Below are 11,624 nucleotides of genomic sequence, written 5' to 3' on the forward strand. Positions count from 1 at the left end.
ACCAAAAAAGGCTACAGCAAAGCTGAAGCCTTTTATAACACTAAAGTCAATCACTTAAATTTAAGCTTTACTCCTTCTTGTTTAGCAAACCCTATGAGTTCTGACCTAATATGTTTAAAATTATATTTAAGTGCACTCTGCATATTTTGAATTGTATCCAAACGCTCTTCAGCCATGATTTTTTGATCACCGATCAGAGCCGCATCTTCAGGTCTCATGTTTTGGTATGTATCAATCTCTACCATAGCATCCAGCTCCTCCAGCTCAAGACTGTCATAGCTCGCCTTCATGCTTTTAAGCGTTGCTATCATATTGGCTACAATGGCTCTGGCCTCAGCATGACTAAATCCATTCTGCACACATCGTGGCTGTTTAACAACTTTAACACTTCGTTCACTCAGTGATTTAAACCCAAAGTTTTCAGCAATTTTCCGAAGCAACTTAGTAGCTGCGTTATCGAAGACACGTAAAATAACTATTAGCCAAAAGTCATACCCCTTGAATTCAAGTAATAAATACATAACCCATAACTTTTCTTACATCAATCCCAGTTAACTCTTTGAAAGCCTCATAAGGTGTTTTGTAGTCAAGGCATTTTCTAGGTCTATTATTCAGCTTATCAACCGCTATGATGACTTCTTTTTCTGTAACGTTATTAAGCTCCATCGACTTGGGGAAATACTGCCTGAGTAGCCCATTAGCATTCTCATTCTGACCTCTTTCCCAAGAGTGATACGGAGCAGCAAAGTAACTGTCACACTTCAACGCTTTGGCAACCTCTTCATGCTGAACAAATTCTTTTCCATTGTCGTACGTTATGGTTTTTACAAACTTTTTCAAAGGCTTAAGCACACCGATCATCGCCTGTTTAACCGCTTTTGCTTTCTTTCCAGGCAAGGGAACAGCAAGACGAAGCTTGGTCTTTCGCTCATCCAATGTAGCGATTGCCCCTTTATGGTTTTTGCCAATTATGGTGTCAGCCTCCCAGTCGCCAACACGCTCTCTGTTGTTGACCACTGCCGGACGYTCCTCAATTCCAACCCGATTGGGTATACCGGTTCGGTTATGGGCTGAACCATACCTTTTCCTGTAGGTCTTTTTCTGGTGTCGTAAGTGCTTATAGAGGGTGCCTCCTTTACGTTTATCATCCGCTATATACTGATAAATCGTTTCGTGGTGTAGCTCAATTACCCCTTCTTTTTTAAGTCTTCCAGCCACTTGCTCTGGACTCAAGTCTGCACGGATATCATTAGCTATGCGTCGTTTAATATCATCCGTTAGCTTAACAGCCTTGGTTTTTTCCTGATGACGCTGTTGAGCCATACGGTGGGCCTGCTGGTGTCTGTAACCGCGTAACCCCTTGTTGCGCCCTAATTCCCGTGACAGGGAACTCTGATCGCGCCCAAGTTTTTGTGCAATTTTGTTTTGAGAAGTCCCATTTTTCAGTTCAATTTCGATATAATGTCTCTCTTCAGAGCTCAGGTGCTTAAAGGCCATCCGTGGCATCCTCTGTAGTGTTTAGTAGCTTTACAGAGTACACCTGAGTTCTGATTGAATTCAAAGGTGGCTCTGTAGCAACCCTGTGGTTACAGAGGTTATGCATTTATGATACGAATTCAGGCCCTTCTAAAAAAGACTTAGACAAAAGCATTAATCAAAAGAAAAAATCAAATAAAAATCACAGCCATTTAATAAAACATCTACCCCCCCCCCCCAATAAAACAGCCTAACAGGGGGTAAATAGATGTTAATTATTCGCACCACATACTTTCGTAGTAGATTTTATTTCAGCAAATACCTGTTTTCGTAAACCCGGTAATATCAGCCATTTTAAAGCACTTTTTAGCAGCAATAACCCGCAGCAATAACCGTGTCCAGCTTAGTCAACGACTTACAACCCAGCGCTCTGGGTTGTAAGTCACAATCTGACGTGTGAAAGATCAACAAAACGGCAATGGCTTGGTCAATTCGATAGCAAGCCCAGACATCTCTGCTCCCCAGACGATCACTTCAACACCGGCAGCTACCGCCTGCTGAAATTCCTCGGCATAACCCGGGTCAATCTCCGATGCAACGGAAACACGATCAATACCGGTATGTTGAACACAGAAAAACAGCACAGCCCGATGACCATTTTCGACCATTTGAACCAACTCTCTGAGATGCTTGGCTCCCCGTGACGTCACCGCATCCGGAAATAAGCCAAGCCCGTCCCCCATGGCTAAGGTGACACTTTTTACTTCCACATAACAATCCGGTAAACCTTCCTGTTGAAGTAATAAATCAATACGACTGTTTTCTTCGCCGTATTTCACTTCACGTCGAATGGTATTATAAGCGCTTAGCTCTGGCACTTTACCGGCACTCACCAGCTCTTCAACCAGCGTGTTGGCCCGGCCAGTATTCAGCCCTGCTCTGGTCAGGCGTTCTTTACCATTAAACAGCACTGGAATTTCTGCCTGCTCCCAGGTGCATGGATATTTTCTTTTCGGGTTTTTTGAATCGGAATACCAGACTCGATTTCCCGGATAGAGACAGTTCTTCATCGAGCCGGTATTGGGGCAATGAAGGGTAATCTGAGAGCCATCAGGCAGTGACACATCTGCCATAAAACGCTTGTACCGCTTGATCAGGGTTGCTTCTTCCAGCTTCTGTTCGTATTTCATAACTTCTGCTCATTTATCTACGTATTGATATTCAAAATCAGTATTTTATGATGTTGGTCGATTAAGTGCTTAGTCTCAGGAATGCGAAGCCCTGAAGCAGTAATTAACGGATAGCAACAGGTATAATACCAGTTGACCTGAGTCCAGGTTTTAGTCAATGTCTGGGAACAAGTGTCATTTTTTTATGGCGTCTTGTCATGGGTTTTGGTAGTTTCTACCGCTTCGTTTTTTTGGAAGCATGGCTGTTTATCCACAGGTGCTTCCATACCTGCACTGAGACAGACGTACACTTCAGAGCAGAGGAAGGCAAAAGGCAAGTGCCAGGAGCGTTTGTTCTCACCAGGCACCCATGGTGTTTACCTTGGCTTTCAGGGAGCCGGTTACCCGGCGATCACAGAGATATTCTCAGGCAGCTCCTGCTGTTTTGGGCAATTTCTCTAAATGGAGAGTTCCAGGAAGGTTAGTTGTCCCTGGCTCACGAATAGAAGGTGGTGAGGCTGTAATCATGTCAGCACAGAAAAACGCGGATACAGGCAATCTGCTCAAGTCCTTTACCCCCTACCAGGAAAAGGCTGGGGAAGAGTACATGAATGAGCCGCAGGTCGCTCACTTCACTCAGATCCTCCAGAACTGGAAACGGGAGCTGATGGAAGAAGTGGATCGCACGGTAAACCATATGCAGGATGAAGCCGCAAACTTCCCGGATCCTGCCGATCGCGCCAGTCAGGAAGAAGAGTTCAGCCTTGAACTCAGAACCCGTGACCGTGAACGTAAACTGATCAAAAAGATCAATGACACTCTGACCCGCATCGAAGAAGACGACTATGGCTTCTGTGACAGCTGCGGTGTTGAAATCGGCATTCGTCGTCTTGAAGCCCGTCCAACAGCAACGCTGTGTATTGACTGCAAGACACTGGCCGAGATCAAAGAAAAACAATTAGGTAACTGAACGTTAACTGATTGCCCATGACGCCGGGTAAGCCTTGCCTGGCGTCTGACCCTTTTCTATTCCCTACTGAGTCCAGCGTCATTGCGATATGGGTAATCAACCAGATTCTTACATCGGACGATTTGCACCCTCTCCTTCCGGCCCATTACACTTTGGTTCTCTTGTTGCAGCTCTGGCCAGTTACCTTGACGCACGAGCCAATAATGGCAAATGGCTGGTTCGCATAGAAGATATTGACCCACCCAGAGAACCGGCTGGCACTGCGGATTTGATTTTAAAGACGCTGGAAGCCTATGGGCTGCATTGGGACGACAGCGTTCTATACCAAAGCACCCGCAGTCAATGTTATGACGATGTACTGGAACATCTGCTCACGACAGAAGAGCTGTATCCCTGCATCTGCACCCGAAAACAGTTATCCGGATTAAACGGTGTCTATCCCGGCTATTGCCGAGATAACCGAAATGTACCAAGCCAACCCCATGCGCTCAGGCTGCGCTGTCATGATCAGGTTATTCATTTCACTGATAGGATTCAGGGCAGGTATTCATTTGACCTGAGCGAGCTTGGTGATTTTACTCTGAAGAGAAAAGACGGTTTGTACGCCTACCAACTGGCAGTATCAGTGGATGATTACTTTCAGGGAGTGACTCATATCGTCCGAGGTGTCGACCTTCTGGACTCGACGCCACGGCAAATCCACCTGCAAAACCAACTGGGTTACCCAAACCCAATGTACGCTCATATTCCTGTGATTGTTGAAAGTGATGGCAATAAACTGAGTAAACAAAATCATGCCCCGGCCATACCACAGGATGAACCTCGACCACTGATGATCAAGGCATTTTCAGCCTTGGGCATGCAGGCGGACAATCAACTTGAAGCCAGTACCATAGAAGAGATACTTCAGTGGGGTATCGAAAACTGGTCCCCCACGGCGCTGCTGCAAAAAAGTAAGATACTGCAAACCAGTATTCAATAAAGACAACGCCCTCTTATACGTGTTATACATTTAGAAGCTTAATCAATCTCAATCAAAGCAGTGTGATGTGTTCAAGGGAGTGGATATGTCGATTGTTCAAAAAGCGGCCGCAGCCGTATATTTATATGTATTTTCAGTCATCGTTTCAGCGGATACGCTGGCGTATGTTGATCAGCCCCCCATCTCGAGCGTGATGGAATCCGATGGTTCGGAGCTCTGCAATACTGCTCGATTAAACAGGGATGACAAGATGCGCAACGATCCCAGAATTGCCAACGAATTTCCGTTGCACCTTCATAAGCCCTCGTCTTGCTTTACACCAGACGAAAATCTGCTGTTTATCGCCAATATCGAAGCCCAGAAAACCCTTGGCCCCAATGCCCCTTGGTACAGCAAGCTAAAGGAAGAGGTTCGAGGCCGTGTTAAAAAGGCCTGTGATGTGTTGGGATACAAAAATAGTGAGGTCAGCCGGGCCTACGACCATTGTCTGGAAAGTCGCTACGAGGAGCTAGTCAGCCCTCATGTGGATAAGTACGAGCGGGAAACTGACAATTATCTGAACAAACGACAGCAAATTGCTAATAGCCTGATGGTTCGTTGCGATGCTTCACTCAGCGTTAAACGTCACCGCTTGCCTAAAGAGATGCGTTTTCCCGTCGCTTGGTATAATGCCGATAGTCGCTCCGTTCCTGAATGGCTTATGGAAGAAAAACTAGAGGACGATGAGTGGCTTGAGAACCTGCATAAAATGAAGCTTGATGACATAATGGCTGAAGTTATGGGTAAGGACTGCCCCGGAGAAATGATTTATTGGGTGACTTACCAGTAAACCCGCTATAGGATTTCCGGGCTGACGTCGTTTGTCGGAGCCCGGAATATGTTTCTTCCCATCAACGTCAAACCTGAATTACTTGAGCTTGAAGATGCCGAGATTTTACTGTGGTCACAGATAGTTTCTGAATTCGACGCTGATCAACTTTATCACGATCTCTATGCCAGCCTTCCCTGGCAACAAGACACTATCTCACTTTACGGAAAAACCCATAATGTCCCGAGACTTCAGGTTTGGATGGGCGATCCGGGCAGGCATTACCAATACTCTGGCATTCATCTTGAGTCGACGCCATGGCACTCCGCAGTGCAGCAAATACGGCGCCATATAGAGAAGCTCAGCCACCACCGGTTCAACTCTGTACTGATAAACCTCTATCGAGATGGCCAAGACAGCAATGGCTGGCACAGCGACGACGAAACCGAGCTGGGTGAAAACCCCGTGATTGCCTCATTCAGCCTCGGAGCAACCCGCCGATTCCGTCTCAGACATAAACGGCGTAAGGATCTACGGCCTTACTCAATTGACCTAAGCTCTGGCTCGTTACTGATCATGGCCGGGAATACACAACATTGTTGGCATCATTGCCTGACTAAAACCAATCGGGAAGTAAAACCCAGAATTAACCTGACATTTCGTAAAATCGTTATTGCCAGATAAAAGACATGGCGCATACCGCCGATAGCGACAGAGTTAGGATAATTCTGGAGCTAACCATGCCAGTGAATGGACCCACACCCTCTGACCATAGGTCTAATCACCTTCCGGACAATCATCCATCCGAACATGGAAACAACGAAGGCAATTTTGAGGGGCTCAAGGTAAAGCCTGCATTGACCCATCGTATATTGAAGATAGCTCAAAATATCATTTTAAAAGTGCGAAAATCATTAACCCGAGACTTCCGGATTAAAACTGCAAATACCGCGAAAGAGCTCTATCCAGAATACAGTGGAAAGCTGCAAGAGTTCAGTTTTGAAAACATGACCACCAGAAAAAATGTAAAAACTGGCGAAGATATTATTTTAGGTGCGGGATCTTTTGGCACTGTCCTAAACCAAAACTCACTTGAAACCATCGGTTTTATTTTGGTTTTGGCTTAACCGGTTTTCTGAGCACCTCTTCCTCCTCGTCAAGAGACGTCTTGGTATGGAGTCTGTCGGCTAACTCGACTGGTTTTTGGTTAATCTGCACGCAGAAGGCTTTGACATTCTTCACCAGTTCATCTTGGGTGCTATGACAATAATGATAAGTTACCTCCTCTCTCAACCAACGCCAAAGAGCCTCAACTGGCATAAAATCAGGACTGTACGGAGGTAGCCAGACTAGCTCTATTTTTAGATTTTTTGCAGCCTCGCAGACGTCAAATGACCGATGATAGGACGCACCATCCCAAATAACAGTAATTTGTCGTTCAAGATTCTCCTGTCGAATACGCTCCAGAACATTCACAGTATGTTGTGAATTGCCTTTGGGGTATGGCCAAATCCTAACCTGGCCCTCGTTGTAGTAATAAATCCCGTAAAACGTGACTTTGGATAGCCCTGGAGAGCAAGAAGACACAAAGAGTCTACCGCCTTTAGCTGACCACCCACTACCGATATCCGTATCCTGATGAATGTGCGCTTCGTCAATATAAACGATCAGTTTTTCTTGCCTGGTTGCCTGCTGAAGTAACGGCTCAAGCTGCTTCAGATAGTCTGCTCTTTTTTCAGGATCGGCACGATTCAGGAGCTTCTTCGCCTTTTTCCAGGAGATATTATTCCTTTTCAAAACACGGCGAATAGTTTCCCGGGAGCAAGTAAAGTTCCATTTCACCTTGCACCAGTTTACTAACCTTTTAAGAGTCCAGCGAGGGAGTGACGACTTTTCAGCATTTGCAGCGGCTTCAGCCGAACGGTGGATGGCTTGAGTGATGATTGAGGTAACGGTTAGACAAAAGGGGGGTGCCCGCCTGTACGCTTATACTGGAGAGCTTTTGGGCCGAATTCATTATAAGCTTTGATCCATTTCCACAAGGTGTGTGTTGCGCGTTTGGTGCTGAAGGCCACCTGTGAAGCGGATTGCTCACAACAGACTTGATAAAGGGCCATAAAGCGTTCGCGCGTCCTATGGTGAGGTTCTGATAATCCAGATTGATAGAGGCATTCTGGGGATTGATTCCATTTATCGTGTAGGACTTTAAGCATGAATCGAATAGTTATGGCAAAAAATGATCTGTAATTATACGTCTTGAATCGTTTTTCGTTTCATGCTTTGGATCAATTTATCTGCTCATTTAGAACCGTATGTTTCAAATGAGTTTTGGTTTAGAAGTCGTTTTAAACCCACTGTCGAATAATGAAGACATTGCAGCAGAATCAAGCCTTGTCATTTCTCTTCGTGAAACTGGTGAAGAAATCCCACTGAGCAATCTGTCTATTCAGGGTATTAATCTTGAAGTGGATAATCCTGACATTTCGCTATTAGATCAAGTCACCGGAAAAGAGTTGCAATTGGGAGACCTGACCATCGAATCAGTTAACCCTGACGGAGGAGAAAGACTGAGGGTCAAAACAGCCCCACTTCTAAAAGCTATTTCTGCATACTATTCAGAGGAACCTTATAAGATAAGCTCACCTGAAACGCTACAGCGGCAAACTATCGTTAAAAAAATAAACCTCCCTCACGAGGACCGGTTTAATAAAGATAAGTTTAAAAATGTTCAATATGAAACGGAAATACAAAAACTCGCCTCCGAGGGTGTTCAGGTAAGAGACATCAGTATGCATGATCCCATTGTTGACGAGCCTTACTGCCTTATTGCCATGGATAACGGAGGCTACACATTATCATCACTAATGGAAATGCAACCATCAGACGAAAGCAAGCAATACACCCATGAAAAAAATGAAAACGGCTATCAACCGCAACTTCCTGAAGATCAGGTAAGAGTTCTTGGCAGGCAAATGCTCAAACAGCTACAGAGTATTCACACTAAAGGTATCTGCCATAGGGATATCAAACCCGATAACATCCTTATAGATAACAAGGGGAAAATCAGTCTTGTAGACTTTGGGTTAGCGAAACAAAATGATCAGGCAATTGAAACCCCTGATGACCCTGTTTTTTCTGGAGGTTGTGGTACACCAGAATATGTGGCACCAGAAGTGATTGCTGATGGAGAACAAAGCCTCAAGGGAGATGTGTGGTCAATGGGGATGACCCTTACCAAGTTGTTTTTAGGCTTCACTCCCCAAATAATTCAAAGCAACGCAACTGGATCATGGCAGTTTGATGCGGATACATACGATCAGTTTCTGAGTCTCTTACCGGAGCACTATGGCCTGAGCAGTGATGCAGTCAGTCTGCTCATCAGTATGACTAAAATTAACCCAAAAAAGCGTTGTTCTGCTGAACAAGCACTCAAACACCCCTATTTCCATATGTCGCCAGCTAGCGAAATGAGTATTTTTGAGTTGCAGGATGCACACCGTGAAGCCTTTCAGAACCTGATCAAAGCAGAACTCAAACTAGAAGAACAGCCTGATAATGACGATCACCAGAACAGGCTACGCTACCTACAACACAGAGTTGTCAACCTGCAACGCTGTGCCGAGTTAAGGCAGCAAATCAATGCTTGTCAGAAAATGCTCGATAGTCCAGACAGTCTAAACCAACCGCAATCTGAAATTGACATTCACAACGAGCTATCCGAGCTCAAAGCCGAGCTTATAAAGCTCAACCAAATATTACATGATCAATCAAAACAACGTTTGAAAACGCTCAATGTGCAAATTCAGCAAATAGAAGCAACTCTGAACTCGCCAGATACTTTTCTGGAAAATGTATTCTTTTTGATCGCTCTGGGTGAAACTAATCCCGAACAGGCTGCTTCAACATTAAATAGTTGGATGGATAATAATTTGGGTAAGGTCAATGAAACACGCACAATCATTGATGAATTACTAGAGCAAAACAACTATCGAGATGTCAGGGAAACCATAGAAAGCCACTTACTGGGTGAAGGCAGCAAAAGATCTGAGCGCCGTATGGAGCAAAAAAAAGCACTATCTCAACTGAAAAATGATCAGCAAGACGTGAACAACTCTCTGACAAAAGAATAAACCACACCTTCTTTGCGGTTTTCACATATAACCATTACTATGTGTCTCCTACCGGGAAACTGCATCGAAGTAATATGTATATCTACCGCCTCGTCCTGCTTCTGGTGATCGGCATCTACCTGTTTTCCCCGGCTATTATGGGCTGGTGGATTACCTTTGGTGAGCATTGGTATCAGCCCTGGATTCTCTGGCTTATCCTGATTATTGCGGCTTTTGCTCTACAGATTCGGGGTAACAGCGATGAACTTTGAGCTGGAACATATTCTGCTTGTCAGCTTTCTCTACCTGCTCCTTCTCTTTTTATGCGCCTGGGCCACCGACAAAGGCTTTATTCCCAAACGTATTGTTAACCATCCTGCGACGTATGTTTTATCGCTGGGCGTCTATGCCAGCAGCTGGGCGTATTATGGCAGTATTGGCGTTGCCCACGACGATGGCTATGTGTTCCTGAGTTTTTATTTTGGCCTCAGCGGCGCGTTTCTTCTGGCACCGGTATTACTGATCCCTATTCTTAAAATCACCTCAACCTATCAACTCAGCTCACTGCCCGATCTATTCGCTTTTCGATTCAGAAGTCCATTTGCTGGCACCCTGACCACACTACTTCTGTTGTGCATCACCTTCCCACTCCTTGCCTTACAGATTCAGGCGGTATCCGACAGTATCTCCTTACTGACCAATGAACGCATGTCCGATCAGCTGGCCTTTGGTTTTTGCCTGCTGGTAGCCGTATTAACCATTCTTCTCGGTACTCGACACCTTGCCGGCCGCCATCAGAATGATGGCCTTGTGGTGGCTATTGCCTTTGAATCGCTGCTCAAACTGTTGATTATTGCATTACTGGGCGGGGTGGTGATCTATCAAATTTTTGGCGGGTTTCCAGAACTGAATCAATGGTTGGAGTCCAACTCTCAGGTCATTATTGGCATGAACTCCCATCTGGAAGATGGTCCATGGCGCACAACACTGTTGATGTTCTTTGCTTCTGCCGTGGTTATGCCTCACGTATTCCATATGACCTTTGCAGAAAACCGGGATATCCGACGACTGTTCACTGCCAGTTGGGGGCTGCCATTTTTCCTGCTCTTACTGAGTATTTCAACGCCACTGATTCTCTGGGCAGGCTTGAAAATTAACAGTAACTACCCACCGGAATACTTTCCTCTGGCTATCGGTGCAGCGCTGGATAATCGATTACTGACCATGATCGCCTATATTGGCGGTCTCTCTGCTGCCAGTGGCTTGTTTATTGTGACCTCTTTAGCCCTGTCGTCCATGCTGATGAATCATGTCATCCTTCCGGTTTACCAAAGCCGTGAACCCTCAGCGCCGGTTCATATCAACATCTATCGATGGCTAACCAATGTAAAGCGCCTGGTGATTATCGGCCTTATTCTCTCGTCTTATGGCTTCTATCGCCTGCTTCACAACGAAGTGGATATGTACAGCCTGAGCATTGTCGCCTATGTCGGTGCTTTGCAGCTTTTACCCGGAACACTCGCAACCCTGTATTGGGGCAGTGCCAATCATAAAGGACTCATTGCCGGTCTTCTGACAGGCAGTGCCGTCTGGTTCTTTACCTTGATGATGCCGCTGACCATGGGGATGGAAGTGTTCCCAATTCGCAGTGTGCATTTTGGCACCATTACGAATGACGGGTGGTATTTGGGAATAGTCCCTGAATAACTTCCCGATTTCAGCAGGTACAGGGCATGGCGACATAGTTCCATTTTGGCAAGAATTTATCGAACTGAATGGCCATGTTCTTTTTGAAGTCAGTGGCATATTTACGCCCGGTTTCGAACACTTTGTCGATAATTCTTACAACCACTTTCAGCCCTTTGGTCGTTTCTGTTTTTTCTATGTAGTGCTTTGCCATCTCAACGGATTCCAGAGGAACACCTTTGCAGGCACGGGTGATATGCGGGAATACGCGATGCTCAATAGGGTTGTATTTCGAACAATACGACGGGTAATGAGCGATACGAATTCTCAAGTTCAGCCTGTTTGAAAGTGCCTGCAAATCCTCTTTGAAAAGATACGACGAAGCACTGTTACTGCCACCTCCATCACACAACATCAGCAGGTC

General features: G+C 45.5%; 14 protein-coding genes. 8 read left to right on the plus strand and 6 right to left on the minus strand.

Going from position 1 to position 11,624, the window contains the following annotated elements; genetic code table 11:
* Nucleotides 1-50: 50 nt before the first annotated feature.
* The 4 genes from AKL11_RS04780 to AKL11_RS25865 all read right to left on the minus strand — a co-directional run bounded on the left by AKL11_RS04780 (nt 51) and on the right by AKL11_RS25865 (nt 3,013).
* Entirely contained in the window at nt 51-521 is a 471-nt protein-coding gene (locus AKL11_RS04780) for a hypothetical protein (RefSeq protein WP_067515493.1), read from the minus strand.
* Nucleotides 505-1,497, minus strand: a complete 993-nt coding sequence (locus AKL11_RS04785; RefSeq protein ID WP_067515034.1) for an IS30 family transposase — start codon at nt 1,495-1,497, stop codon at nt 505-507. Before AKL11_RS04785 ends, AKL11_RS04780 begins: the two co-directional genes overlap by 17 nt.
* A 443-nt stretch (nt 1,498-1,940) precedes the next feature.
* Entirely contained in the window at nt 1,941-2,666 is a 726-nt protein-coding gene (gene sfsA, locus AKL11_RS04790; protein ID WP_067515494.1) for a DNA/RNA nuclease SfsA, read from the minus strand.
* A gap of 182 nt (nt 2,667-2,848) precedes the next feature.
* Nucleotides 2,849-3,013 (minus strand): hypothetical protein, encoded by a 165-nt coding sequence (locus AKL11_RS25865; RefSeq protein WP_157673420.1) that lies wholly within the window; start codon nt 3,011-3,013, stop codon nt 2,849-2,851.
* Nucleotides 3,014-3,171: 158 nt separating this feature from the next.
* On the opposite strand from AKL11_RS25865, the gene dksA reads away from it, so the two are divergent.
* From dksA to AKL11_RS04815, 5 genes are all read left to right on the plus strand, one after another.
* Complete coding sequence (dksA, locus tag AKL11_RS04795; protein ID WP_067515962.1) at nt 3,172-3,615, plus strand: RNA polymerase-binding protein DksA; 444 nt, start codon at nt 3,172-3,174, stop codon at nt 3,613-3,615.
* An 88-nt stretch (nt 3,616-3,703) separates the two neighbouring features.
* Nucleotides 3,704-4,597: a tRNA glutamyl-Q(34) synthetase GluQRS gene (gene gluQRS, locus AKL11_RS04800; protein WP_067515495.1), complete on the plus strand. Its 894-nt coding sequence runs from the start codon at nt 3,704-3,706 to the stop codon at nt 4,595-4,597.
* Nucleotides 4,598-4,682: 85 nt separating this feature from the next.
* Entirely contained in the window at nt 4,683-5,426 is a 744-nt protein-coding gene (locus AKL11_RS04805; protein WP_067515496.1) for a hypothetical protein, read from the plus strand.
* Between the two features lie 48 nt (nt 5,427-5,474).
* Entirely contained in the window at nt 5,475-6,089 is a 615-nt protein-coding gene (locus AKL11_RS04810) for an alpha-ketoglutarate-dependent dioxygenase AlkB family protein (protein WP_067515497.1), read from the plus strand.
* A 5-nt stretch (nt 6,090-6,094) separates the two neighbouring features.
* The gene (locus tag AKL11_RS04815) at nt 6,095-6,532 is read left to right on the plus strand and encodes a hypothetical protein (RefSeq protein ID WP_157794255.1); all 438 of its coding nucleotides are present in this window, start codon (nt 6,095-6,097) and stop codon (nt 6,530-6,532) included.
* Here AKL11_RS04815 and AKL11_RS04820 read toward each other — a convergent pair.
* A complete protein-coding gene (locus tag AKL11_RS04820) occupies nt 6,513-7,349 on the minus strand; it encodes an IS630 family transposase (protein WP_157673406.1) in 837 nt (278 codons plus the stop codon). The genes AKL11_RS04815 and AKL11_RS04820 overlap by 20 nt on opposite strands.
* A 521-nt stretch (nt 7,350-7,870) precedes the next feature.
* Here AKL11_RS04820 and AKL11_RS04825 point away from each other — a divergent pair.
* From AKL11_RS04825 to AKL11_RS04830, 3 genes are all read left to right on the plus strand, one after another.
* On the plus strand, nt 7,871-9,535 hold the full coding sequence (locus tag AKL11_RS04825) for a protein kinase domain-containing protein (RefSeq protein WP_157673421.1): 1,665 nt from the start codon (nt 7,871-7,873) through the stop codon (nt 9,533-9,535).
* Nucleotides 9,536-9,609: 74 nt separating this feature from the next.
* The gene (locus AKL11_RS25565; protein ID WP_172807242.1) at nt 9,610-9,786 is read left to right on the plus strand and encodes a hypothetical protein; all 177 of its coding nucleotides are present in this window, start codon (nt 9,610-9,612) and stop codon (nt 9,784-9,786) included.
* Nucleotides 9,776-11,221 carry an SLC5/6 family protein gene (locus tag AKL11_RS04830; RefSeq protein WP_216636759.1) on the plus strand — a complete coding sequence of 482 codons (1,446 nt, stop codon included), beginning with the start codon at nt 9,776-9,778 and terminating at the stop codon, nt 11,219-11,221. Before AKL11_RS25565 ends, AKL11_RS04830 begins: the two co-directional genes overlap by 11 nt.
* Before the next feature lie 10 nt (nt 11,222-11,231).
* On the opposite strand, the gene AKL11_RS04835 is transcribed toward AKL11_RS04830, so the two are convergent.
* Nucleotides 11,232-11,624: ISAzo13-like element transposase-related protein (locus tag AKL11_RS04835; RefSeq protein WP_436404687.1), on the minus strand; the 393-nt coding region annotated here is incomplete at its 5' end.

The organism is Endozoicomonas ascidiicola (assembly GCF_001646945.1).
Lineage (GTDB): Bacteria > Pseudomonadota > Gammaproteobacteria > Pseudomonadales > Endozoicomonadaceae > Endozoicomonas > Endozoicomonas ascidiicola.

Bases quoted from the DNA above. Each gene is read 5' to 3' on its own strand.
- AKL11_RS04780 (WP_067515493.1), bottom strand. From the start codon at position 521: ATGTATTTATTACTTGAATTCAAGGGGTATGACTTTTGGCTAATAGTT.
- sfsA (WP_067515494.1), bottom strand. From the start codon at position 2,666: ATGAAATACGAACAGAAGCTGGAAGAAGCAACCCTGATCAAGCGGTAC.
- dksA (WP_067515962.1), top strand. From the start codon at position 3,172: ATGTCAGCACAGAAAAACGCGGATACAGGCAATCTGCTCAAGTCCTTT.
- gluQRS (WP_067515495.1), top strand. From the start codon at position 3,704: ATGGGTAATCAACCAGATTCTTACATCGGACGATTTGCACCCTCTCCT.
- AKL11_RS04805 (WP_067515496.1), top strand. From the start codon at position 4,683: ATGTCGATTGTTCAAAAAGCGGCCGCAGCCGTATATTTATATGTATTT.
- AKL11_RS04810 (WP_067515497.1), top strand. From the start codon at position 5,475: ATGTTTCTTCCCATCAACGTCAAACCTGAATTACTTGAGCTTGAAGAT.
- AKL11_RS04815 (WP_157794255.1), top strand. From the start codon at position 6,095: ATGGCGCATACCGCCGATAGCGACAGAGTTAGGATAATTCTGGAGCTA.
- AKL11_RS25565 (WP_172807242.1), top strand. From the start codon at position 9,610: ATGTATATCTACCGCCTCGTCCTGCTTCTGGTGATCGGCATCTACCTG.
- AKL11_RS04830 (WP_216636759.1), top strand. From the start codon at position 9,776: ATGAACTTTGAGCTGGAACATATTCTGCTTGTCAGCTTTCTCTACCTG.